Genomic DNA, 22,937 nt, shown 5'->3' with positions numbered 1-22,937 from the left:
GATAATCAGTTTGTTGTAATTGTTATTATTGGTTAATTTGATAGAATAGCATGAATTTTTATTTATCTTTAAGCCTCTAAACTGATCAATTATGCTAAACAGAAAGGAATGCCAGCTTTCGATAAGGCAATGGCAATCATCGAAAGGCAATATAAATGAAATATTGAGGGTTTTTCCTCCTCATTTCATGTTTTCTGTAACTGAAGAGAGTAGCAGCTGGGTTCTGAAGAATAATGAAAACGAATGTTTTGTTGTCAAAATGGGTATACATGATGATAAAGCGATCGTGATATTCTATCCTTTAGATAAAGCAGGCAATGAGATTGAGCTAAAAGAATATCCTTTTTCCTATTTAGGTCCATTGGAGGCTGAAATAAAATTTGTCGAGCAGGAGGTCAAGACCCAAACGAAAGTAGCGGTGTTATCCTGTGATCTAAAGGTTACCTCACGGGTCATTGAGGAGACACAGCCCCTATATCAACATCAGATAGAATGTCAGGATACGATATTGGAGCAGGTTGAGGACTGGAGAAATGAGTCGGCTGATTGGTTTTTTAAACAGATCAAGGAAACCAAAGGGGAAAGTATTTTCAATTTATTCCATGTACCGATAGAGGATCTAGAGGGTGGAAATCGGGATATTGTAGGCTTATTTGCTTTAAAATATTCAAAAATATATTCAGAGGTGCTACCAACCATTATTTTCGTCCATCATGAAGGGACAGTTTTGGGAAATTCAAAATTGCATTCCATCCAGACGAATTTGTACAATTGGTCGCAGCCTTGTCCACCATTTTGTAAACCAAAAGGTGGTTAAACCATTTTATGAAATTTAATTATGCTCTTTTTTTACTTGACAATTGGTTTGTCCAATGTCATGTTGTTGCTAGCGAGTCTTTGGAATATTAAGTACCATTTTGAGTTCAGTACCCCAGCAAGAAACCTTAGGTATTTCCTTCTTTTTCTCTTGGGGATCGAGCTTGTTTCGAAACTGTTGATCTATGTTTTCTCCGTAGGGAAAACGGAGTTTTTGTTCAATATTTTTGTTGCCGGTGAACTCTTATTATTAACGAATTTTACCAATAGTATTGTATCTAAGAAAAGCAGGCTGTCCATGGTTTACCTGGCACTGTTTTTATTTTTAATAGGAGCTGCTACTATTCATAATTTCATTCAGGTAGTGACCTGGATGAAATGGATAAAACCAATCTCCAATATTATTATAGTTTTTGAATTAGGCAGGTGTTTATTGCATGCATTGAAATCGGATTTTAAAGTGAATAATCCTGGTCTCTTCCATGTTTTGTTTGCCCTATTGCTCTATTACTTTGTGTCGACTATACTGTTTTTGATTTTAAATCAATTGAGTAACCTAAAGATCGAGTATGCTGGCTATCTATGGTCAATAAACAACATTCTGTCCTGTAGCTTATATGCCGTATGTCTGTATTACTTTTTTTCGTTTCAAAAATCTACATCGAAATCTATGAGATAATCATCTTATTGGTTTTGGCCATAATGATTGTGCTTTTTGTGATCGTCCTGTATAATCAATACTACAAGAAAATCCAGGAAGAGAATGATCTGCGGCACCAACAGGAGCTAAAGTTTCAGACGGAGACGAAGGCTCTTGCCATCAAAACGCAGGAGGAGGAAAGGAAACGGATTGCAAGGACATTGCATGACGAAATTGGCAATAAATTGCAGGTGCTTAAACTGAATTTAATTTCCAACAAAGATCAGATTGAGGCTCAGCAATATGTAGGCCTGAGTGACAAGATTGAACAGCTGATAGATTCAGCAAGGGAGATTTCGCACCGGATGTATCCCGTGAACCTAGAATATTTTGGCTTGATCTTGACCTTGGAGGAATTGAAGCAAAATTTGATTGGATATGAGGTGGAACTTTATCTGCATCAACAGTATCAGGAAAGACCCTTAGATTTTGAAGTTCAGATCTATCGGGTAATCTTGGAATTTGTCAGCAACACCATAAAACATGCTAAAGCGAATAAGATTTCGATCTTGGTCCGTGACGGCAATTATTTTCTCAGTTTTCTCTTAAAAGATAATGGGAAGGGCTTTGAAAAGATAAATTCTAATGGGATGGGGGTTTCCAATATTAGCAATCGGGTAGAATTATTGGATGGTAAATCCAAATTGAGTTCGGCTCTGGGCAAGGGAACTCGGCTGATGATGGTGTTTCCAAAAATGGCGGTATAATGAGTGAAATGAAAATTGCATTGATGGATGATGAGTCCTTATTTATTGAGGGACTGAGTATGCTGATAGGAAAGATCCCTAATTGTCAGGTAATCTATAAGAATACAGACCCAAGTACCCTAATCGCTGATTTCATGGCAATAGATGAAAACCAGTTGCCAGATATCTTGCTTTTGGATATTCAGATGGAACCCATTTCAGGTTTGGTGCTCGTGGAGCAACTCTTGCCAAGCTTTCCTAAAGTGAAGATCTTGATTTTATCCTCCCATTATAAGTCTAATATGATTGGGCATATGCTGAAATTGGGGGTTTCAGGTTTTCTACCTAAAGTTATTGATATTGAAACATTGCAACTGGCCCTAGAAACGGTGTATAACACTGGAGTGTATGTTACAGCTTCAGATTACCAATTGCTGCACCAATACCTCAATAATCCCAATAAGAAGGTATCCTTTGACCTGAAGGACCAATTGACCGACCGAGAAATTGAAGTCATCCGATTGATCTGTGAGGAATATACCAATATTGAAATCGCAGAACAGTTATTCCTTAGCAAAAGGACCGTTGAAAGTCATAGGCAGCGAATCCTGGATAAATTGGGGCTTAAAAACACCGTTGGTCTGGTGATCTATGCCTTAGCGAATGAATTGTTCGTTCCCAAGAAATAAGCATTCCGTATAAATACCTAATTGCAACTTGCCGTTTTTGTGCTCTAAAAAACAGGGGCGAGGTTCATTAACTTTGAGGTATCAAGTTCAATAAAATAGTTAATTGCTAAGAATCTAAGACCAATCTGTTATGACACGTGAATTGAATAAGAAACCAGAAGCAAATGTAGAGACAAAAGGATCTACCTTTTGCGATCCAAATTTGACCAATTACATCAACAGTATTGTAGCTTATAAATTTTTGTACAATGATTATCTAGAAGACCTGAATTCTGGACATGCAGAAATCAAGGTCAGGGCCGAAAACTATTGGCAGGATAATCTAGCGAACTTGGAAGGAAATATAAAGATTGCATTTCAGAAAATGATCGCTTGCAAAAGCAAGTTTATCGATGATGCCCTATATATTTTCGAAAATACAATTCGGGATAATAAACGGATCAACCTCTATGGGTGATACCCATATTCAAATGTACCATACCATGTTTATTCAGGCTCTGAGCAGCTAATTATTTTGCCTGAGTAATTTATTAACTAAGTAATAATGTTAAAGTTCCTAACGGTCAGTTTAGGAACTTTTTTTTTTGATGGAAGGTCGTAAAATGCGAAAGGAAAATTACCTACATTTGATGTTGTAACCAATTAGAAACCAATGAAAACGAACCCTAAAAAGAGGAAAAATGCTGATTTGTTTTTTCTCATCTGCATGCCTATTTGTTTGCTGTTCTCCAATTTAGGCTATGCGCAAGAGGCTGTCAATGCTCAGATTACTCAGCATTCTCGGGATGGGAAAGCGAAATATGATGCCGGACAGTATTCTGCGGCAATATCAAGTTATACATCAGCCTTGAATTTGAAAGCGGTAGATTCCATTTACCTTAATCTTGCGGCAGCCTATTATCTGAATGGGGATTATGGAAAGGCTATGGATGCCATCAATTCGGGTCTAAGCCTAAAGCCCAACAATACCGGTCCATATCTTAAGTTAAGAGGAGAAACCTATTATGTTTTGAATAATATTGATGCTGCCATCGCTGAATATGATGAGATCATTAAGGTTGAAAGCGATTGTGTGCCTTGTTTTATCAATAGAGGCAAATACAAAACAGATATTGGTGAATTTGATGATGCCATTGCGGATTTTACTCAGGCGATATCATTGTCTGACACTTCCTCAGTAGCCTATTATCAAAGGGCAAACGCCAAATTCATCATTCAGGATTTTGAAGGAGCCTTAGAAGATGCGGAGAAATCCATTGCACTCAATCCGAAAAACAGTTCGTCTTTTTTTACGAAAGGACTCGTTAAGACAGTGATGGAAGACTATAAGTCAGCCCTTAGTGCCTTTTACAAGGTTAGTGAACTTAGTCCAACTTTTGAGCCGGCCTATCTTGGGCGTGCCTATATTTTTGGGAGAACGAAGGAATATTTGGAGGCCGTAAAAGAGTTAAATCAAGCAATTGCCTTTAATCCTAGGAAATATGAATCTTTTATGAACAGAGGGACGATGTATTATTTTATGGGGGACTATACAACGAGTTTAAAGGATTTCAGTAAAGCCATTGAGATGAAACCTTCGGAAGAGGAACTTTATTTTAGAAGATCGAAAGTATATAATGCCAATAAAATGTACAATGAGGCACTAGCTGACCTGAATAAGGCCATAGAAATGAATCCTGACTTTTATGACTATTATTTTCTTAGGGCAAATAATTATGAAGCCCTAAATAAGTTTGTTCTTGCATTGAAAGACTATAATGTAGCCCTTGAAATGAACCCATTAGATTACAGGGTATTCAGGATGAGAGCTGGCCTGTATAAGAAATTAAACAAGACCACAGAAGCTGAGGCTGATCTTGAAAAAGCAAATGAATTGGAAACAAAAAGTCAGAATTAGCTATTATTGTAGGAAACACAACTTTTAATATCATGAAGATCAAATTCCTGATTTTTTCCTGCCTGTTATTTTTAAGTTCTTGTTCTGTTAACAAAACAGATCAGCAAAAGCTAAGTAATACCATTGAAATTGGGGAGTATGAATTTGATTTTCCTGCCGATTTCAAAAAGGTAGAGATGCAGGGAATTGATTCCTATGTAGGCCATGTCGTAGGGGATAGTATCAAGTTTTATTTTGATTATGGCTGGTACTCCAATAGCTTGAATGAGAGAGAACAAAGTATGCAATATTATGTGGATAAGGACAGTTCGAATCACCTGTACAGTAAGGTGCTTTGGCCGAAGGAGTCTGTGGTTGGTATTACGGGCATCCATGTCAGAAGAATGCCAGAGACTGTAGAGGAAAAGGTGCAGAATTCTTTAACGCTGACGGCGGACTCCCTAAATGCTCAACAGCAGGAATTGGCCAAACGTATTTTTAAGACAGTAAGATTAAAGGACAAGAAGAAGGATTAATTGATAATTATCGCATTCGGGTCTCTGTGGATCTTGGCTAGGTTTTCCCGCCAACGCTGCAATTCTTCTGGACTGAGCCTGGGCCAATCGGTAACTTCAGCTATGATTTTCAATGCAGCTGTACTACGGTAAGATTGGGTAGGGTTACCGGGGAATTTCTTGTCGGTAACATTTGGGTCATCCTCAAAATCGCCAGTAAGTTCTACCATGTAAACACGAGGTTCCGCATCTCCAGGAGCTAGTTCAGCTGCCAATCCCGCACCATTCACCTGCTGGGTAAAATAGATGTGATTCATGATTACGTCTGGATGGTAGTTTGATTTTCTTCCAGCAGTCAGGAGGTCGCCAACTTTTAAATCGGCTTTTGTGCCATGATAAAACGGGCCGTAATTGCCTTTTTTCAAGTCTTTAGCATACATGAATAGTAAGTTTAATTTTTAGGATTTTATATTCTTTAGAACGCTTTATTTTTCATCATATTATTTCAAAAAATAATTATCTTTATCTTGCTTTAGAGGAAATCCTTTAATCCAATAATTTATTTCAAACCGACCTTTTTCCTTAAAATTGAAGGGTCCTAAACCTATGTCAAATAACATGTCAAAATCAATCCATTCGGTATTTTGCCGGCTTTCTATTCTTACTGTCCTGATTTGTATGTTGATGCAAAGTGCTTCATCTGCGGTAGCAAAAACCATGTACATCCAACTTAAAGTCTATCATTTTCAACAGGCCCAGCAAGAACAACAATTAGATCAATATCTCAGTAATGCCTATCTGCCAGCTCTGCATAAGTTTGGATTTAAGAAAGTTGCGGTTTTTAAACCGTTGAAGAATAATGAAAATGCTGATAAACTGGTTTATGTCCTAACTTACTCCGATAGATTGGAAAACTTTGCCAAGTTGGATGTTAATTTGGAAAAGGATAAGCAATATCAGGAAGCTGGAAAGTCATATTTAGATTTAGCACATAACAATCCGCCATTTCAAAGAATGGAAACTATTTTGATGCGTGCCTTTGATGGAATGCCATTTGTGGAATTACCTAAACTGAAATCTGATAAGAGTGAAAGGGTATATGAATTAAGAAGCTACGAAGGTCCAACAGAAAAGCTGGCTGCCAATAAGGTTTCCATGTTCAATAATGGAGAGATCGATATTTTTAAGAAATTGAACTTCAATGCTGTGTTCTACGGCCAGGTTATCGCTGGCAGTACAATGCCTAACCTGATGTATTTGACAACATTTGAGAATATGGCTGATCGTGATGAGCATTGGAAGGCTTTTGGACCGCTTTATAAGCCTATGAGTGAAATGCCGCAATATCAGAACAATGTTTCTAAAAACGTGACTATCTTATGTGCTCCAACTGCTTATTCTGATTATTAAGTTTAGAACATTGATATTTCCAAAAAAACCAGTGCTAATAAATCTATTGGGTTCACTTGTTTAAACAAAAGTCGTTTTATATTTTTATAAAACGACTTTTGTTTTTTACAGAGATTTTGAATCTGTAAAACTATAAATCCGGGTTTGAAAATTGACCTCTAATCCTTTTTCCCGACTTGGTATTTCACCTAATTATTCACTATTTATGAGAACAAAGATTCCTTTTATTCATTATTGGTATTTCACATTTTTCTTTATTACGGTTCTATCTTGCCAGAAAGATAAGATTTCAACTGAATTTTCTACAGAAAATGAGTTGGTTAGTTTCGGTTTTGATACTGATAAACAGACAAGCTTATTGTTTGATATTGAAACAGAGATCATAGGCGATACCATTTTTGCCCATGCCCTAGTAGGTACAAATGTTCAGGCATTGGTTCCTGACTTTGAACATATAGGTGCTAAGGTTACGGTTGATAATGTTGAGCAGACCAGCGGAAAGAGTAAACAGGACTTTTCTAAATTGGTAAAATATACATTCGCCGCTGAAAATGGTGAAACAAAAAGCTATATAGTCAAATTTGTTGATACAGGGATTCCTGCTATTTATCTCTCTACCAATGGAAAGCCGATTGAAAGCAAAGATGATTATGTCAGCGGTAGCCTAAAAATAACAACTGGCTTTGAAGGAAAGGTCGTTTATGAAGGTGTTACGGAAGTTAAAGGCCGAGGTAATTCTACTTGGGGAATGCCTAAAAAGCCATATAGAATTAAGTTAGATAAAAAGGCTGCCCTATTGGGTATGCCAGCTGATAAAAGTTGGGCATTATTGGCCAATTATGGCGATCAATCGCTATTACGTAATGAAATAGCCTTTGAGGTCAGCAAGAGATTAGATATGGGCTATTCACCTCGACAACAATATGTAGAACTGTTTTTAAATGGGGAGTTTATGGGGAATTATACTTTAACCGAACATATCAAAGAGGGGAGCGATAGGGTAGCCATCGATGAGGACAATGGGGGTTTTATCCTTGAAGGTGATGGATATGCCTATTCTGAACCGGTACATTTTATTACCGATCAGAATATGCCGATAACAGTGAAATTTCCCGATGAAGATGAAATTACTCCTGCCCAATTGGATTATATCACCAAGTATGTGGGAACTTTTGAGAACAGTCTGTACAAAATAGGAGATCAAGCAAATTCCAATTATCAAGATTATTTTGATTTAACAAGTTTTGTGAATTACTATCTGGCTAATGAGTTATGTGGTAATTCGGATATGCTTTGGAGTATGAGAATGTACAAGAAGAGCAGTTTGGATCCCAAGATTTATGTAGGTCCAGTGTGGGATTTTGATCTAGCCTTTAATAATGATAAGCGTCTCGGTAATAGCCAAGAGGTAATGATGCTCCAAAGGGCTCATGAGCCAAGAGCATGGATGAACAAGTTAATGATAGATCCTGATTTCAAGAAATTGGTGAGAACACGCTGGAAAGAAGTAAAATCGAAAATGGAGTCCATGCCTGAGTTTATAGATCAGCGGGCTAAAAAGATCAATTATAGTCAGAAATATAATTTTAAACGCTGGGATGTTTTGGGCAAAAACATCAATCAAAGTTGGTATGTAGGGGTAACCCATCAAGACTATGTGAATTTTGTTCGTAATTATGTGTCAAAAAGAATAACATGGCTGGATGGGGTAATCAATGGGCCTCAGTTTGACTAGCCTTAAAATAGGTAATGTATGATCAGTAACCCGATTAATAATACTAAGATTCGGTTGTTCCGAAAAGGGATTAATTTGAATGGAATAAAAGGCTTCAACCTCGTTGAAGCCTTTTTAAATTTAAGATTTTTACAATTCAGCTGATTGTTGCCAGATATTTATTCCGCCATCTTTTGCATACTGGTCGATTTGCCTTAATTCAGCATCGGTAAACTCAAGATTTTTTATTGCTCCGACACAATCTATTACCTGTTGGACTTTACTCGCACCAATCAAGGCAGAAGTTACTTTGCCTTTTTTCAATACCCAGGAGATTGCCATCTGTGCTAGGGTCTGGTTTCTGTTTGCGGCGATTTCATTTAATGCCCAGATGTTTTTTAAGTTTTCTTCTGAAAGGAAATTCTTATTTAAGGATTTATCCTGATTCGCACGACTATCCTGAGGGACCTCATTTAGATATTTATTCGTCAACATTCCTTGAGCAAGAGGAGAGAAGACAATTGAACCCAGTCCTAAATCTTCCAAAGTGTCCAATAATCCGTCCTCCTCAACCCATCTGTTTAACATGGAATAGCTAGGTTGATGAATAATAAATGGAGTACCCAGGGACTTTAGGATATCATAAGCCTCGTTTGTCCTTTGCGCATTATAGGAAGAAATACCAACATATAAAGCTTTTCCAGAGCGCACTATTTGGTCCAGGGCCATCATTGTCTCTTCCAATGGTGTATGAGGGTCGAAACGATGGGAATAGAAAATGTCAACATAATCCAATCCCAATCTTTTCAAGGATTGATCGCAACTAGCTATCAGGTATTTTCTGCTTCCCCATTCACCATATGGACCTGGCCACATTTGATAGCCAGCTTTGGAAGAAATGATCAATTCATCCCGAAGGCCGGCAAACTCTTCTTTTAAAATCTTTCCGAAAGCCATTTCAGCGCTTCCAGCTGGAGGGCCATAATTATTCGCAAGATCAAAGTGGTTTATCCCTAGGTCAAATGCTGTGGTACAGATCTCGACCTTTTTGCTGTGTGGCGTGTCATCTCCGAAATTATGCCATAATCCTAAGGAAATCGCCGGTAAATGTAAGCCGCTCTTACCACAGCGATTATAGATCATCTTATCATAACGATCACTTTTTGGTTTCCAGTCCATGGTTTTTATCAGTTTATTGCGTTGAGTTTTCGTTCCAAGGGATGATATTTCGAGAAGAATCGCCTTTAGAACAATACTAATTTAGCATTTATTGCTGGTTTTGAGCCTATAAAATGCCATTATCATGTTAAGGTTATTCTATCTTCTCTTTCCCTAAACATACAGACCATGATTTTTAATTTAAAGCAATTTTTCTGACTTTTAGGAATCACTAATGGTTAATAACATGAAGAAAATATTCTCAAAAAGCATGTTTATGCTCCTTTTTCTGGCATTTACTATCCAATCTTGTACTCAAAATAATCAGCAAGGGAAGACTAATGAGGCATTGTCAGACAGTACCGATGCGGTAACAAAAGATACAATTGGAGGAACTACGGATAAAAATCCGGGAAATCTTCAATTGTCAGATAAGAAAGTTAAATTTCTCTGGCGAGAAAAGAAATATAATGAGGAAGTGAAGGCAGATGTTAGCAGTATTGTTCTGAATGAAGATTACATCAAGACCATTTCAGATCCTGAAAAAGCTGTTTTAGGATTGATAGCAACCTTTGTCGGCAATGAATGTGCTTGGGATGGTGAAGCCAAGGAAGATAGGAGCAATCTAAAATGTAAGGTCCTCTGGGCTCTAGATCTTGGGTATCAATGTTCATCCAAGCAAATGGACTTTCTGAGGCAATGGTTTCGGGGAGAACCTAAGATCCTAGAGGAATTAAAAAACTGTCCTACAACACCTGATGGAGCAACTATTCAAGATACGTTTGATGAAATTAATCTAGAGGTAAAGGGCAATCAAATATTGGTTTCTTTTAAAGCTAATGGAATAAATCTGAGGGATGCAACATCATGGAACTGGACTGAGGACCATACCTATGAATTAAGAGGAGATGAGTTGTTTTTAATCAACAAAAATGTATCTGAGAAAAAACAGAGTAAGATTTCTGTTGGTGAAAACTAAAAGTAATAGAAAAGAGAAGCTCCCCGATGCATGGCGTATGGGGAGCTTAGCAAGTTCTCGGACCTTAAACCCAATGAGATCATAAAATTGGTTGAATTGGGAAAAGCTGCCGAATTAATCTTACTTAAAAAGTTTACGGTTTCCCAAATTGCCAACATGGTCGGCTTTTCTGAACAGTCCAATTTTTCCAGGGACTTTCATAAACATTTTGGTCTTCGTCCAAGTAATTTCACCAATAGAATGGGCAATAACTTTGTATCCTAAAAAAGGAAAAATACTTTGTGTATGTTTGTTATATCAACACAAAGCGTTATGAAAAACTTTCTGAATATTACCCTGTTACTCCTTTTTTCCATTTTAAGCAGTAATGCTTTTTCTCAGCAAATGGAAAAGAAGAGCAAGAAGTGGAAATTAGTCTGGCAAGACGAGTTCGATTATGAAGGGCTGCCGGACTCCACAAAATGGAGTTTTGATACCAAGGGGAATGCATATAACTGGGGTAACAATGAAGCACAGCATTATACTGATAAGGACTCGTCAAATGCGTATGTCAAGAATGGATTCTTGACCATTACAGCGAAGCGTGAGGAAATTGATAATAAGAAATATAGCTCAGCGAGATTGCGCTCCTTACATAAAGGGGATTGGAAGTATGGACGTTTTGTAATTAGAGCAAAGGTTCCTACCGGACGTGGTACTTGGCCTGCTATCTGGATGATGCCCTCAGCAGACACCTATGGAGGCTGGCCAAAGAGTGGTGAAATCGATATAATGGAATATGTAGGCTCACATCCTGATTCAGTCTTGGGAACCGTCCATACAGAAAGCTATAACCATGTCATTGGAACCCACAAAGGAAAATCCACCTTCCTGCCCGATGCTCATAAAAAGTTTCATACCTATGTTTTGGAATGGGATGCCAATGAAATTAAGGTCTTTGCTGATAAGAAACTCTATTTCACTTTTAAGAATGAAGGAAAAACAGCAGCTGAATGGCCATTTGACCAAAAATTTCACTTGCTACTCAATTTAGCTATAGGCGGGGGGCTTGGTGGGCAGAAAGGAATAGATGATAAGTTATTCCCACATCATTTTGTCATCGATTATGTCAGGGTTTATCAACGTTAGGTGAACCCAATAAAATAGGCCATGATAATTTTATATCATGGCTTTTTATTATATAAATAGTTCTAATTCAGCTTTGTGTACACCGTCAGGTGTAGTGTAGAAAGGTCTTCCTTCGACCACCACATTTTTTTGCGGATCAATTCCAAGAGCATGGTAAATGGATTGATGGATCCTTTCAATACGAATAGGTTTTTCAATCGTTTTGCAAGGCCTTTCATCTGCTGTTTTACCATAAACAAAACCTTTTTTGACACCTCCGCCGAACATGAGGATGGAACTCCCATCCGTAAAATGCCTGTGCATTCCATAATTCTTAATGTCGTTGATGATATCCGGCTGGTCAACTTGATGCAAAACCTCTGCACCTGGTCTTCCTTCCATCACCATGTCGCGACTGAATTCACTGGCAATTATCACCAAGGTACGGTCTAAATGTCCCGAACGATCCAAATCTTTCAATAATTGAGCGATTGGAGCGTCAATCAGTTTCTTCATGTCCTTGGCTCTGGTATGACCATTTTCATGGGTATCCCAGCCCATAAAAGGTTCATATTCACTGGTCACCGAAATAAAACGGGCACCTTGTTCCACCAATCTGCGAGCCATCAGGCAGCCTAATCCAAATTTACCCGTGTTATAGATATCGTACGTTTCTTTAGGCTCCTCAGATAGGTCGAAGGCCTTTGCCTCCGGAGATTTAAGCAGCCTGTAGGCCTGCTCCATGGACCGCCTGAAGGATTCCTTTTGGTAATCACTGCCAAGGTCTCCGATAGCGTTTTTCCCTAAGAGTTCATTGTACAATTGGTTGCGGCGTTCGAACCTACTGAATGACATGCCCGCGGGTGGTTTTACAGAATCTAGACCAGAAGAAGGATCCGGAATCATAAAAGGACCAAATTCACTGCCCAAAATTCCGGCCGTATGAAAAGCTTTTAGCTCCTCGGCTTCTCCTACGGTCATACGTTGCCCTATATTGATAAAGGGGGGTATTACGGGGTTTTTCGGCCCCAATTCCTGGGCGATCCAAGAACCTATATGTGGTGCAGCAACCGTTTGGGGTGGTTCATAGCAGGTATGCCAATGATATTGATGCCTAGAATGCAGGATATGACCTAAATCTGCAGCCATGTATGAACGTATCAGGGTTCCTTTATCCATCATGGCAGCAATTGACTCCAAGCCTTCAGAAAATTCAATTCCATCCAATGCAGTGGGGATAGATTTAAACGTACTCAATACCTTATTGGAGTCAAGGCCCTTTTCATATGGGGTATATCTCTTTGGGTCAAAAGTTTCGGTATGTGCCATTCCTCCTGCCATCCATAAAAGAATTACCGAATCAGCAGTTCCTGTCATATTGCCTGAACAGGAGGATAATAATGCAGAAAGGGGAGAGCCAGCAGCCAAAGCTGCCAAGGTCCCAACACCGGCAGTACGCAAAAAATCCCTTCTGTTATAATTCAGTTTCATGATCTATAGATTTATTATTCAATAAATTGAAATTCGGGAAGTAATACGATCGCCCAAAGTAGCTCCTGAACCGATCCCTCTTCCAGTTTTTTCTCAAATAGGGTATTGGCAATCTTGAGTTCATCGGTACTTGGCTTCCTACCTAAAGTTTGCCCGTAAATAGCTTGGATCAGTTCATTCGGGTCTTTATACTGTGCCACCCATTTCTTGGCGCCATGGATCAAGGTTTCGTTTAATTTTGTGCCATTTGTTAATTCCATGGCTTGTAATAAGGTCACATGGCCTTCACGCACGCTGATTACGTTTTCCCTGCTTGGTCGTCCTAAAGCCGTTAAGAATGGGTCGTTTTGGACCAAGGCCGCTCTTACAAAGCTGGAGGCATCCATGTAGGCTTTGGGATCAGCAAGCGGATTATATTTCAATGCTTCAACGGTATATACAGGTGAAACCAATGTGCTCAGGGCATCTGAAAATTGTTCAGCGGTGAGTTTCTTTTTTAAAATCCCTTTAAAGACAAAATCTGGAGCATTGATAGTACTTTGGTCTTCCAATCCTATGGAAGGTAATTGATAGGTTTTTGAAGTTGTGATGAGGTAGAGCAGCTTTTTGATGTCATAGCCTTCCTCGACAAAATTTACCGCCATCCAATCCAATAAATCGGCACTCCAAGGCTTCTTATCCATTTCATCCGTTGGCGAAACGATTCCTCTGCCCATTAATTGCGCCCAGATCCGATTCACTAAGGTCCGGTATATCCTGCCATTTTCGGGTTGGGTCAAGTATTGGCTCAATTCCTTGGACCTTTCTGCCACACTGCCTGTTTTGTTGATCGTTCCCAATTCCGGCCAGAGCATCCTTGTATCGGCCATTTTTCCGGTGGGAATATCACAGCGATTGATTTCTAACTGTTCTTCCGAAAATATATTGGCAAAGGCGTAGGCATCGTCTAACTTCCAATCACTGACAAAGCTGTCATGGCATGAAGCACATTTCAGGTTTACACCCAATAAGGCTTGCGAAACATTCTGGGCAGCCTGCATAGCAGTAGTTTGACTGCTGTTTACTGCACCTCTCCAAGCAATACCCTTAATAAAGCCCTTGGATTCCTCCGTAGGATCCAATAATTCCATGGCAAATTGTTTATAGGGCTTATTGGATTGCAAGGATTTAAATAACCAATCTGATATATTGAATCTTCCTCCAGTGATATAGCCTGTACCGGAATAGTCATTTCGCAATAGATCATTCCAGAAGGTAGTCCAATGGGTTGCATATTCCCGATCCTTGGAAAGAAGACTAGTGACCAGTTTTTCTCTTTTATCGGTATTGTCATCGGTGATGAAATTCTTGATTTCTTGATCCGTAGGTGGCAAGCCAATCAGATCGAAATAAACCCGACGGATATAGGTTCGATCGTCCACAGGTTTCTGCCATTGAATTCCTTTTTTCTCAAAGTAGGCATTCACCAGACGATCAATAGGGTTTTCCATTCCGGCAACTACTGGAGGCAATGCTGGTTTTCGAGGTGCTAATGGCGCATTCGGGAAGATTCCTTTGATATTATCTGGCCAAGGGGCTCCTTTGTCAATCCATAATTTGATAATGGCGATGTCCTTTTCACCTAAGGGTTTTCCTTTTCCCGGCATAGCTTCTTTATGGCCGGGAGGCAGAGAGACCCTGCGTAGCAACTCGCTATGTTCAGAATCCCCAGGTTGAATGACTATTCCCGATTCACCACCTTTAAAGACCATTTCTTTTTGGTCAAGACGTAGTTCACCTTCGGTTTTATCACTGCCGTGACATTGAAAACAATGGTGGGCAAATATCGTTCGGACAGCCAGGTTAAGATTGACCTGCTGTTCTGTGGTTAAACTATCGGAATCCGTGGAAAAGGAGGCAAAATCAAAATCCGCAGATGATACGCCGCCAGCAATTTCACCCAGGTTTTCATCTTGGGGAGCCCATGGAGTGCTGCTCAATAGATAATCTTGGCCATGGGTCAATGATCCTCCAAAATGTCCCGCCATAAAAATGCTTAAGACCGTTAAAAGGAGTGAGGTGCGATAAATAGGAATCAGGCTATTTTTACCTTGCTTTATGATCTGCAGGAGAACAATGGCCGTAATGGTTCCAAAAACGGCGGTACTGATGCCCGACCATTGATGCCATTCAAAGGTTTCTCCAGAATAACTGCCTGTATTGGCGAGAAATAAACCTAAGCCTGCGGCTACAACTGCAGAAATTGCTCCAATAAATATCAGCCAATTGGTTCCTGTCCGAAGGTTTGAATGAAAGGTGCGGAGTTTGGCCAGCTCCATAAAGCCAGCAACCAATATCAAGGCTACCGGAAAGTGGACCAGCATAGGATGGAGTCTTCCTAAAAATACCCATCCCCACCATGGATCCGCTTCAACCTTGTTTTTTTCGATAGTTTCAACAGCAACTTCTTGGGCCGATAAAACAAAAAACAAGAGCATGAAACCCACAACAAGGAATGCGGATTTATAGGAATAAAAAATCTTTTGACAATTCGGTTTATACATGATTGGTCCTTTATTGATGACCAGTGTTTAACTAAAGTTAATAAATAATTGGCAAGGACCATCCTGCACCATCATGGCATGAAATCTATGGAAATCAGTAATTAGCAGCTTTGTCCAACAGTTTGCTGGTTTATTTGTTATTTCTATAATCTAATTGTTACGAAGGTTCTATCGTGACCTCATTTTTATAAATCATAACACTATTACTATGTCAGAAAAAAAAGCAGAAAAAGATCCACAAATCATAGTTCAAATCCGTGAATTTTTAGATGGCCTCAACAATAGCGGGGGCGAACCATTGGAGACCCTTTCTCCAGAGGATGCCCGTCAAGTTTTGGTAGACGCCCAAAAGTCAGTGAAAGTTGATTATTCAGGTATATCGGAGTCTGAAAGAGAAATTACCCAAGATGGTATCACCGTCAATATACATATCGTAAAACCTGAGCAAAGCAAAGATCAAAAGCTGCCAGTTTTTATTTTTATTCATGGTGGTGGCTGGATATTGGGTGATTACCCTACCCATAAGCGTCTGGTTCGTGATTTGGTGATCAATTCTGGGGCCGCGGCCGTATTTGTGGACTACACACCTTCACCTGAAGCGAAATATCCTGTCGCCATCAATGAAATTTACGCAGCTACAAAATGGGTTTCCGAGAATGGCGATGAAATAGGGGTTGATGGTTCGAATTTAGCTATTGCAGGAAATAGTGTTGGCGGGAATATGACCGCAGTTACCTGTTTGATGGCAAAGGACAAAGGGGGACCAAAGATCAAGTTTCAATTGCTCTTATGGCCAGTGACAGACGCAGACTTTAACCGCGACTCTTGGAAAAAATATGCAGAAGGAAGATTCCTTACTTCCAATATGATGAAATGGATGTGGGATAATTACCTGCCGGATGAAAGCAAAAGGAAGGAATATTACGCCACACCTTTCAATGCCAGCATCGATGAATTAAAAGGATTACCTCCTGCATTGGTTCAATTGGCTGAAAATGACATTCTATATGATGAAGGCTTGGCCTATGCCAGAAAACTGGATGAAGCGGGTGTGCCTACAACCATCCAGACCTACAATGGCTTTATCCATGATTATGGCTTGTTAAATCCTTTGGATCATATTGAAGCCGTTAAATTTTCAACAGAACAGGCTGCCTTAGGTCTTAAGAAAGCTTTATTTGGTTAGTGGAATTTTTGGTGAAATTCAATATCTTGAATGAATCATTAACTGATTAATTATATGGATCTGAAAATTAGAAAAGAAGAGGAAAATGATTATCCATTCGTTTTTGATTTAATAGAGAAAGCATTCCATGAAGAAGCCATGAGCGATCATCAAGAACAGTATTTGGTAGATCGATTAAGGCAATCTGCTTCGTTTAGGGTAGAACTCTCCATCGTTGCGGAAAAGGAAGGGAAGATTGTAGGTTATGTCCTGTTAACAGAAATCAACATCATAAACAGCCAAAACCAAAGTTTTATTTCTTTGGCTTTGGCTCCTATTGCAGTATTGCCCGCTTATCAGGGACAAGGTATTGCTGGAGCATTGATGCATGCTGCCCATGAAAAAGCCAAAGAACTAGGATATGGTTCCATCGTTATTTTAGGGCATGCAGATTATTACCCTAGGTTTGGATATCGGCTGGCCAAAGAATTTGGAATTAGATTGCCTTTTGACGTACCTGATGAGAATTGCTTTGTAATTGAGCTAAGCGAGGGAACATTAAAGCATATAAATGGGACTGTGGTTTATCCAGCAGAATTTGGTTAAAAAAGGAGTTATTATTTTAACCTGGTTCGAGATTCATTCGAGACATATTCGAGAATAATTTTATCCAGTTCGAATTTTCCGAATGTGTCTCGAACGAGGTCAGAACCAAATTCAGATATTTCCATCAATTTTAAAAAATTCATATTATCAGTTTTGGATATACTAAAGCTCAGCCTAAATTATGGATAGAATCCCATAAATGTTTATTAAATTGAATGGACTAAAAACCATTAGGTTTTATCATTCAACAATTAAAACTTTTAATAAACTAGTTTAAGATGGAGCATTGGGAACTCGTACTGATCTTTCTGATGATTGCTTTTGTTTATTCGTCAGTTGGCTTTGGTGGAGGCTCAAGTTATTTGGCGGTTTTGGCCATGTACAGTTTGCCGTATCAGGAAATCAGGCTTACTGCGCTGATATGCAATGTAATCGTGGTTGTAGGTGGAGTGATCATTTATATCAGAAATAATCAAGTTGATTGGCGAAAAATTTTGCCATTAACATTGATCAGTGTTCCGATGGCCTATTTAGGAGCTATCATGAAATTAAGCCAAGAAACATTTTTTATGATTTTGGGAATTACTTTAGTGATAGCAGCAATTTTATTATGGCTCCAGACAGGGAATAGATTTGAAGTAGAGCGGACAGACCAGGGCAAGACAGGTGTAGTTCAAAACAGTATATTAGGAGGCGGAATAGGGTTTTTGTCTGGTTTGGTCGGAATTGGTGGAGGAATATTTTTATCACCCCTCCTCAATTTGATTAAATGGGATACCGCCAAGAAAATTGCGGCAACCTCAAGTGCTTTTATTTTGATAAATTCCATATCTGGAATTGCCGGTCAGTTCTCAAAACTATCAGTCGAGATGAACTTTTCAAGGATCGGAATTTTATGTCTTTCGGTATTGCTAGGAGGACAGTTAGGATCGAGGATGTCCATCAAATGGAATCCTTTGATTGTAAAAAGAATGACAGCAGTTCTTGTATTAATTGCTGGAATAAATGTTTTGATAAAATATTGGTAGCAGAAATAAAAATGAAGATTACAGTGCTGGGTTTTGGGATAGCAAAAGAAATTTTTGGCTCATCGGAGATTCACTTGGAAGTGAATGATGTGCTATATGTCAGAGGGTTAAGGGTTTTGTTAGAGGAAAAATACCCTCCATTGGCGAAACTTAAATCTTATATGCTTGCTATTAATGAGGAGTATGCAGAGGATACGCAGATAATTAACAGTGGAGATGAAATCGCATTGATTCCACCAGTAAGTGGAGGCTAAGATGGTAGAAATTAAGATATCAGCTGACGTACTTGATATTGTTCATTGTTTGGCAATTTCCAAGGATCTGGAGAGTGGCGGGGCTGCTTCATTTATTGGTTCTGTGCGAAACAATACCAAGGGGAAACCAGTCATTCGACTAGAATTTGAATGTTATGAAGCCATGGCGCTAAAAGAAATGCGAAAGATAGCCGAGGAAGCCATTTCCAGATTTGCAGTAAGGAACGTAGTTATCCAACATCGGGTCGGGATTTTATATCCTGGAGATGTTGCAGTGATCATTGTAGTCAACGATGGGCATCGGGATTCAGTTTTTGATGCTTGCCGATTCATTATAGATACCTTAAAAAAAACGGTGCCCATTTGGAAAAAGGAAGTCTTTGAAAATGGGGAAGAATGGGTATCTGCGCATCCTTAGGTAGCGGATATATTTAGTATATTTAATAGATAAGATTGTATGCTGATGAAGGAAGAAGCCTTGAAAAACAATTCCATAGAGAAACTTGATATCATAAAGGTCAAGGAAAACAGCAGTCATGCCATGACGGATGAAGTTTCGGTGGAGGAACCATTAGAAATCAAGGTTCGGTATGGGAATGATTATGAAAAGAAAATCAAGAATCTTTCTGTTACCATGCGGACTCCAGGAAATGATATGGAACTTGCTGCAGGGTTCTTGTTTACCGAAGGGATTATTTCTGAGCTTGGCCAAATCAAACACATTGAACATGCTAAAACCGATTGTTCCAGAAACAATGAGAACAGTATTGTTGTTGAACTTGTATCAGGGTTTACGCCGGAATTAATGAATGTGGATAGAAACTTTTATACGACCTCAAGTTGCGGGGTATGTGGAAAGGGTTCCATTGAGTCAATCCGGACGGTTAGTTCTTTTCAAGAGATGGAAAAGGAAGAGCTGAAAATCGATCTGGAGGTATTATACCAATTATCTGAAAAGCTTAGGGTCTTTCAGGATAATTTCAGTTCAACGGGAGGTATACATGCTTCTGGTATTTTCGACTTAGAAGCTAATCTATTAGGGCTTAGAGAAGATGTAGGTAGGCATAATGCTTTGGATAAACTGATTGGTTATTTCCTTTTGGAAAATCAATTGCCATTAAGGAATAGGATTTTGGTCTTGAGTGGTCGGGCCAGTTTTGAATTGGTTCAAAAAGCTGCGATGGCGGGTATTTCCTTTATTGCAGCTATTGGTGCACCATCCAGTCTTGCGATCAAGCTCGCTAAAGAGTTTGATGTTAGTTTGTTGGGTTTCCTAGGTAAAAATAGGTTTAATATCTATCATCAGGGAGCAAATTTGACTATTAATAATTTATCATGAAAATTAGGATAAAAGATAATTCTGTACGGATTCGTTTGACACAATCGGAAGTAAATGCACTATACCAAGATGGGAATATTTCAAGTAGGACGGAATTCTTGGAACAAGCATTTGTTTATGCTGTGGAAAGAGCGGATGTGCCGGAATTATCCGTAGAGTTTGTAGAAAATAAAATCACCTTGAAAATCCCTGCTAATCTGCTTGAACAAATGTATTCGACGGATGTCGTAGGATTTGAGGGCCTGACGGGAAAAGTAAAGTTGTTATTAGAAAAGGATTTTGTGTGTTTGGACAATACTTTGGAAGACCAAAGCGATAATTATCCAAACCCTAACATGAAGTGTTAACCCACTTGAAAATCACATGGCTATGGAAGAACGAGATAAAAAATTGATTGAGCAAGAAATTAAATCAGAACCAAGTGCGGAAAATCCCTTTAGGTTATTGGATTTAAAATTGACTCCAGTTGAGAAAAAAGCGGCTGGTATTCCGGCGGTTTTGGCAGTATTCAGTGATTTATTTGAGGAGAAAGCCGTAGTCCGTGCTGGTCGAGCCTTATTCAAGGTAAATCAGATGGAAGGTTTTGACTGTCCGAGCTGTGCCTGGCCTGATCCAGATGATGAACGTTCGGTGCTTGGTGAATACTGTGAGAATGGAGCAAAAGCAGTGGCAGAAGAAGCCACGAGTAAGCGTGTTACGCCACAGTTTTTTAAGGAAAATTCAGTTGCTGATCTAGCCAAATTGGATGATTACCAAATAGGGAAGATGGGCAGGTTAACCGATCCGATGTATTTACCAGAAGGGGCAACTCATTATCAACCCATCAGCTGGAATGATGCTTTTAAAAAGATTGCATCCCATTTAAATGCATTGGAATCACCCGATCAAGCAGCATTTTATACTTCTGGAAGAACGAGTAACGAGGCTTCCTTTGTCTACCAATTATTTGCCAAGGAATTCGGGACCAATAATATGCCTGACTGTTCCAATATGTGCCATGAAACTTCGGGTTCGGCCTTAAGACCTACTATCGGAATTGGAAAAGGGACAGTGACCTTAGAAGATTTTTATGATACAGATGTTATAGTCATCATCGGTCAAAACCCTGGGACGAATGCACCTCGAATGATGAGTGCCCTTGCCAAAGGGAAAAAGAATGGAGCTAAGATCATTGCCATCAATCCTTTACCTGAAGCCGGTCTGATGGGTTTTGTTGATCCGCAAAGTGTGCTTGGCGTTTTGGAAGGTGGTGTTAAGCTTGCTGATCTTTATTTACCTGTTAAGATCAATGGTGATATGGCTCTCCTAAAGGCCATCGAAATGCTCTTGATAGATTTTGAAAAGAAGAATCCAGGTTCGGTGTTTGATGAACAATTTATTGAAAATAAGACGGTTGGATTTAATGAGTTCCTGCAACAGTTCAATGATCTTGATCTGGATGAGCTAGCTAAAGAAGCTGCTGTCGACAAGGACCTGATCTATGAGGCCGCAGCAATGATTGCCTTCAAGAAACGCATTATTATCAGCTGGGGAATGGGGCTGACCCAACAACCTAATGGGGTAGATATGATTCGTGAGATCCTAAATATCCTGTTGTTGAAAGGAAGCATCGGTATTCCAGGAGCTGGTGTATGTCCGGTACGCGGACACAGTAATGTGCAAGGAAATAGGACCATGTTAATTGATGAAAAACCATCAAATGAACAGTTGGATAGAATTGAGAATTTCTATGGGTTTCAGGTACCTAGAAAACATGGCTATGATGTGGTGCGGGCCATTAAGGCTATGCATGAAGAAAAGATAAAATTTATGTTCTGCATGGGCGGGAATTTTCTATCCGCTACACCTGATACGACATATACGGCCAATGCCTTGCGTAAGCTTAATCTTTTGGTCTGTGTGTCCACCAAGCTCAATAGAGGGCATTTGGTGCATGGAAAAGAAGCCATTATATTGCCAACATATGGTCGAAGCGACAAAGATATAGTGAATGGAGAGCTTCAGATTATTTCTACTGAAAACTCTATGGGGGTTGTTCAACAGTCGAAAGGAATGTTGGATGCGGTCTCGGATAATCTGATCAATGAGACCCAGATCGTATGTAGAATGGCAATGGAGACTTTAGGAGATCGTTCCGTGGTAAATTGGAAAAGATATCATGACAGTTATGATGCGGTCAGGGATGATATAGAACAATGTATTCCGGGTTTTGATAATTACAATGTTCGCGTTCGTGAAAAAGGAGGTTTTTATTTACCTAATGAGGCACGCGATAAACAATATTTCTCGAAGAAATTAGAGGGTAAGGCGCCATTTACTTTAACCGAGGTTCCGGATAATACCTTGGCTGATGATGAGTATATGATGGCAACGACAAGGACCCATGATCAATTCAATACGACAATTTATGGATTAGATGATCGGTATCGTGGCATCAAAAATGAGCGAAGGGTTATTTTTATGAACCAGAAGGATATTGATAAGGCTGGTTTCAAAGCTGGAGATAAAGTGGATCTATATAATTTTGATGATGGAATAGAGCGTGTTTCACCATTATTCATTATTGTTTCCTATCAGGTTCCTGAAAAGAATACGGTAACCTATTTTCCAGAGACCAATGTGCTTGTTTCGGTAAATAATGTGGTTAAAGAGAGTAACATGCCAGCCTCGAAATATGTGAAAATCAAAGTTAAAAAGCATGATCCAACTGTTTTCAAAAAGGTTGATCAAATGTTGTATCAAGGTGCTATTCAAAGGCCTTAGTTGGAGAACATAATAAAAGGCAATAAATTGGACAGAAGCTAAGATTAAGCCTATCTTTGGCAAGTGAGATTCCAGCAAAATCCAAGTGCAAGAATGAT

General features: G+C 39.2%; 24 protein-coding genes. 20 read left to right on the top strand and 4 right to left on the bottom strand.

Annotated elements, in window-relative coordinates:
* The first annotated feature begins 91 nt into the window (after positions 1–91).
* The 7 genes from ACWIB3_RS12830 (at position 92) to ACWIB3_RS12800 (ending at position 5,303) form a co-directional block, all read left to right on the top strand.
* Entirely contained in the window at positions 92–817 is a 726-nt protein-coding gene (locus ACWIB3_RS12830; protein WP_313258677.1) for a hypothetical protein, read from the top strand.
* A 21-nt stretch (positions 818–838) separates the two neighbouring features.
* Positions 839–1,495, top strand: coding sequence for a hypothetical protein (locus ACWIB3_RS12825; protein ID WP_185217146.1), 657 nt, complete (start codon positions 839–841; stop codon positions 1,493–1,495).
* Positions 1,441–2,223 carry a sensor histidine kinase gene (locus ACWIB3_RS12820; protein WP_454291793.1) on the top strand — a complete coding sequence of 261 codons (783 nt, stop codon included), beginning with the start codon at positions 1,441–1,443 and terminating at the stop codon, positions 2,221–2,223. Before ACWIB3_RS12825 ends, ACWIB3_RS12820 begins: the two co-directional genes overlap by 55 nt.
* Positions 2,223–2,891, top strand: coding sequence for a LuxR C-terminal-related transcriptional regulator (locus ACWIB3_RS12815; protein WP_454291792.1), 669 nt, complete (start codon positions 2,223–2,225; stop codon positions 2,889–2,891). The genes ACWIB3_RS12820 and ACWIB3_RS12815 overlap by 1 nt, the downstream gene beginning before the upstream one ends.
* Before the next feature lie 130 nt (positions 2,892–3,021).
* Positions 3,022–3,348: a hypothetical protein gene (locus ACWIB3_RS12810; RefSeq protein WP_185211566.1), complete on the top strand. Its 327-nt coding sequence runs from the start codon at positions 3,022–3,024 to the stop codon at positions 3,346–3,348.
* Positions 3,349–3,543: 195 nt separating this feature from the next.
* On the top strand, positions 3,544–4,788 hold the full coding sequence (locus tag ACWIB3_RS12805) for a tetratricopeptide repeat protein (RefSeq protein ID WP_454291791.1): 1,245 nt from the start codon (positions 3,544–3,546) through the stop codon (positions 4,786–4,788).
* Between the two features lie 32 nt (positions 4,789–4,820).
* Complete coding sequence (locus ACWIB3_RS12800; RefSeq protein ID WP_313258667.1) at positions 4,821–5,303, top strand: hypothetical protein; 483 nt, start codon at positions 4,821–4,823, stop codon at positions 5,301–5,303.
* On the opposite strand, the gene arr is transcribed toward ACWIB3_RS12800, so the two are convergent.
* The gene (gene arr / locus ACWIB3_RS12795) at positions 5,300–5,722 is read right to left on the bottom strand and encodes an NAD(+)--rifampin ADP-ribosyltransferase (RefSeq protein WP_454291790.1); all 423 of its coding nucleotides are present in this window, start codon (positions 5,720–5,722) and stop codon (positions 5,300–5,302) included. The genes ACWIB3_RS12800 and arr overlap by 4 nt on opposite strands.
* Before the next feature lie 178 nt (positions 5,723–5,900).
* Here arr and ACWIB3_RS12790 point away from each other — a divergent pair, with 178 nt between their 5' ends.
* On the top strand, positions 5,901–6,692 hold the full coding sequence (locus tag ACWIB3_RS12790) for an NIPSNAP family protein (RefSeq protein WP_313258665.1): 792 nt from the start codon (positions 5,901–5,903) through the stop codon (positions 6,690–6,692).
* Between the two features lie 205 nt (positions 6,693–6,897).
* Positions 6,898–8,427 (top strand): CotH kinase family protein, encoded by a 1,530-nt coding sequence (locus ACWIB3_RS12785; protein ID WP_454291789.1) that lies wholly within the window; start codon positions 6,898–6,900, stop codon positions 8,425–8,427.
* Positions 8,428–8,556: 129 nt separating this feature from the next.
* Here the strand turns inward: ACWIB3_RS12785 and mgrA are convergent, their stop codons facing one another.
* Positions 8,557–9,585, bottom strand: a complete 1,029-nt coding sequence (gene mgrA / locus ACWIB3_RS12780) for an L-glyceraldehyde 3-phosphate reductase (protein ID WP_185217139.1) — start codon at positions 9,583–9,585, stop codon at positions 8,557–8,559.
* A gap of 226 nt (positions 9,586–9,811) precedes the next feature.
* Here mgrA and ACWIB3_RS12775 point away from each other — a divergent pair, with 226 nt between their 5' ends.
* From ACWIB3_RS12775 to ACWIB3_RS12765, 3 genes are read left to right on the top strand one after another with little or no spacing between them, the layout of a single operon-like run.
* The gene (locus ACWIB3_RS12775) at positions 9,812–10,543 is read left to right on the top strand and encodes a hypothetical protein (protein WP_313258661.1); all 732 of its coding nucleotides are present in this window, start codon (positions 9,812–9,814) and stop codon (positions 10,541–10,543) included.
* A gap of 30 nt (positions 10,544–10,573) precedes the next feature.
* On the top strand, positions 10,574–10,807 hold the full coding sequence (locus ACWIB3_RS12770; protein ID WP_313258658.1) for a helix-turn-helix domain-containing protein: 234 nt from the start codon (positions 10,574–10,576) through the stop codon (positions 10,805–10,807).
* 48 nt (positions 10,808–10,855) lie between these two features.
* Positions 10,856–11,671 carry a glycoside hydrolase family 16 protein gene (locus tag ACWIB3_RS12765; RefSeq protein ID WP_454291788.1) on the top strand — a complete coding sequence of 272 codons (816 nt, stop codon included), beginning with the start codon at positions 10,856–10,858 and terminating at the stop codon, positions 11,669–11,671.
* A 48-nt stretch (positions 11,672–11,719) separates the two neighbouring features.
* Here the strand turns inward: ACWIB3_RS12765 and ACWIB3_RS12760 are convergent, their stop codons facing one another.
* A complete protein-coding gene (locus ACWIB3_RS12760; protein WP_454291787.1) occupies positions 11,720–13,141 on the bottom strand; it encodes a DUF1501 domain-containing protein in 1,422 nt (473 codons plus the stop codon).
* 14 nt (positions 13,142–13,155) lie between these two features.
* Positions 13,156–15,684 (bottom strand): DUF1549 domain-containing protein, encoded by a 2,529-nt coding sequence (locus tag ACWIB3_RS12755; RefSeq protein ID WP_454291786.1) that lies wholly within the window; start codon positions 15,682–15,684, stop codon positions 13,156–13,158.
* Between the two features lie 208 nt (positions 15,685–15,892).
* Between ACWIB3_RS12755 and ACWIB3_RS12750 the strand changes: the two genes are divergently transcribed.
* From ACWIB3_RS12750 to ACWIB3_RS12715, 8 genes are all read left to right on the top strand, one after another.
* A complete protein-coding gene (locus tag ACWIB3_RS12750; protein WP_313258650.1) occupies positions 15,893–16,870 on the top strand; it encodes an alpha/beta hydrolase in 978 nt (325 codons plus the stop codon).
* Between the two features lie 54 nt (positions 16,871–16,924).
* A complete protein-coding gene (locus tag ACWIB3_RS12745; protein WP_454291785.1) occupies positions 16,925–17,455 on the top strand; it encodes a GNAT family N-acetyltransferase in 531 nt (176 codons plus the stop codon).
* Between the two features lie 278 nt (positions 17,456–17,733).
* Positions 17,734–18,483 carry a sulfite exporter TauE/SafE family protein gene (locus ACWIB3_RS12740; protein WP_454291784.1) on the top strand — a complete coding sequence of 250 codons (750 nt, stop codon included), beginning with the start codon at positions 17,734–17,736 and terminating at the stop codon, positions 18,481–18,483.
* 11 nt (positions 18,484–18,494) lie between these two features.
* Entirely contained in the window at positions 18,495–18,737 is a 243-nt protein-coding gene (locus ACWIB3_RS12735; protein ID WP_454291783.1) for a MoaD/ThiS family protein, read from the top strand.
* A 1-nt stretch (position 18,738) separates the two neighbouring features.
* On the top strand, positions 18,739–19,155 hold the full coding sequence (locus tag ACWIB3_RS12730; RefSeq protein WP_254528547.1) for a molybdenum cofactor biosynthesis protein MoaE: 417 nt from the start codon (positions 18,739–18,741) through the stop codon (positions 19,153–19,155).
* A 39-nt stretch (positions 19,156–19,194) separates the two neighbouring features.
* On the top strand, positions 19,195–20,076 hold the full coding sequence (fdhD, locus tag ACWIB3_RS12725; RefSeq protein ID WP_313258643.1) for a formate dehydrogenase accessory sulfurtransferase FdhD: 882 nt from the start codon (positions 19,195–19,197) through the stop codon (positions 20,074–20,076).
* Positions 20,073–20,423 (top strand): DUF7009 family protein, encoded by a 351-nt coding sequence (locus ACWIB3_RS12720; RefSeq protein WP_254528551.1) that lies wholly within the window; start codon positions 20,073–20,075, stop codon positions 20,421–20,423. Before fdhD ends, ACWIB3_RS12720 begins: the two co-directional genes overlap by 4 nt.
* 22 nt (positions 20,424–20,445) lie before the next feature.
* Positions 20,446–22,839 carry an FdhF/YdeP family oxidoreductase gene (locus tag ACWIB3_RS12715; RefSeq protein WP_454291782.1) on the top strand — a complete coding sequence of 798 codons (2,394 nt, stop codon included), beginning with the start codon at positions 20,446–20,448 and terminating at the stop codon, positions 22,837–22,839.
* Positions 22,840–22,937: the final 98 nt, after the last annotated feature.

Source organism: Sphingobacterium sp. NPDC055431, assembly GCF_053644255.1.
The sequence above is the reverse complement of the archived record's forward strand: the minus strand, read 5'-3'. Positions and strand labels throughout refer to the sequence as shown.

Excerpts from the sequence above, each read along its gene's own strand:
- ACWIB3_RS12810 (WP_185211566.1), top strand. The coding sequence starts at position 3,022 with ATGACACGTGAATTGAATAAGAAACCAGAAGCAAATGTAGAGACAAAA.
- arr (WP_454291790.1), bottom strand. The coding sequence starts at position 5,722 with ATGTATGCTAAAGACTTGAAAAAAGGCAATTACGGCCCGTTTTATCAT.
- ACWIB3_RS12825 (WP_185217146.1), top strand. The coding sequence starts at position 839 with ATGCTCTTTTTTTACTTGACAATTGGTTTGTCCAATGTCATGTTGTTG.
- ACWIB3_RS12785 (WP_454291789.1), top strand. The coding sequence starts at position 6,898 with ATGAGAACAAAGATTCCTTTTATTCATTATTGGTATTTCACATTTTTC.
- ACWIB3_RS12745 (WP_454291785.1), top strand. The coding sequence starts at position 16,925 with ATGGATCTGAAAATTAGAAAAGAAGAGGAAAATGATTATCCATTCGTT.
- ACWIB3_RS12815 (WP_454291792.1), top strand. The coding sequence starts at position 2,223 with ATGAGTGAAATGAAAATTGCATTGATGGATGATGAGTCCTTATTTATT.
- ACWIB3_RS12735 (WP_454291783.1), top strand. The coding sequence starts at position 18,495 with ATGAAGATTACAGTGCTGGGTTTTGGGATAGCAAAAGAAATTTTTGGC.
- ACWIB3_RS12760 (WP_454291787.1), bottom strand. The coding sequence starts at position 13,141 with ATGAAACTGAATTATAACAGAAGGGATTTTTTGCGTACTGCCGGTGTT.
- ACWIB3_RS12715 (WP_454291782.1), top strand. The coding sequence starts at position 20,446 with ATGGAAGAACGAGATAAAAAATTGATTGAGCAAGAAATTAAATCAGAA.
- ACWIB3_RS12730 (WP_254528547.1), top strand. The coding sequence starts at position 18,739 with ATGGTAGAAATTAAGATATCAGCTGACGTACTTGATATTGTTCATTGT.
- ACWIB3_RS12750 (WP_313258650.1), top strand. The coding sequence starts at position 15,893 with ATGTCAGAAAAAAAAGCAGAAAAAGATCCACAAATCATAGTTCAAATC.
- ACWIB3_RS12790 (WP_313258665.1), top strand. The coding sequence starts at position 5,901 with ATGTCAAAATCAATCCATTCGGTATTTTGCCGGCTTTCTATTCTTACT.
- ACWIB3_RS12770 (WP_313258658.1), top strand. The coding sequence starts at position 10,574 with ATGGCGTATGGGGAGCTTAGCAAGTTCTCGGACCTTAAACCCAATGAG.
- fdhD (WP_313258643.1), top strand. The coding sequence starts at position 19,195 with ATGCTGATGAAGGAAGAAGCCTTGAAAAACAATTCCATAGAGAAACTT.
- ACWIB3_RS12765 (WP_454291788.1), top strand. The coding sequence starts at position 10,856 with ATGAAAAACTTTCTGAATATTACCCTGTTACTCCTTTTTTCCATTTTA.
- ACWIB3_RS12830 (WP_313258677.1), top strand. The coding sequence starts at position 92 with ATGCTAAACAGAAAGGAATGCCAGCTTTCGATAAGGCAATGGCAATCA.
- ACWIB3_RS12820 (WP_454291793.1), top strand. The coding sequence starts at position 1,441 with ATGTCTGTATTACTTTTTTTCGTTTCAAAAATCTACATCGAAATCTAT.
- ACWIB3_RS12800 (WP_313258667.1), top strand. The coding sequence starts at position 4,821 with ATGAAGATCAAATTCCTGATTTTTTCCTGCCTGTTATTTTTAAGTTCT.
- ACWIB3_RS12805 (WP_454291791.1), top strand. The coding sequence starts at position 3,544 with ATGAAAACGAACCCTAAAAAGAGGAAAAATGCTGATTTGTTTTTTCTC.
- ACWIB3_RS12720 (WP_254528551.1), top strand. The coding sequence starts at position 20,073 with ATGAAAATTAGGATAAAAGATAATTCTGTACGGATTCGTTTGACACAA.
- ACWIB3_RS12755 (WP_454291786.1), bottom strand. The coding sequence starts at position 15,684 with ATGTATAAACCGAATTGTCAAAAGATTTTTTATTCCTATAAATCCGCA.
- ACWIB3_RS12740 (WP_454291784.1), top strand. The coding sequence starts at position 17,734 with ATGGAGCATTGGGAACTCGTACTGATCTTTCTGATGATTGCTTTTGTT.
- ACWIB3_RS12775 (WP_313258661.1), top strand. The coding sequence starts at position 9,812 with ATGAAGAAAATATTCTCAAAAAGCATGTTTATGCTCCTTTTTCTGGCA.
- mgrA (WP_185217139.1), bottom strand. The coding sequence starts at position 9,585 with ATGGACTGGAAACCAAAAAGTGATCGTTATGATAAGATGATCTATAAT.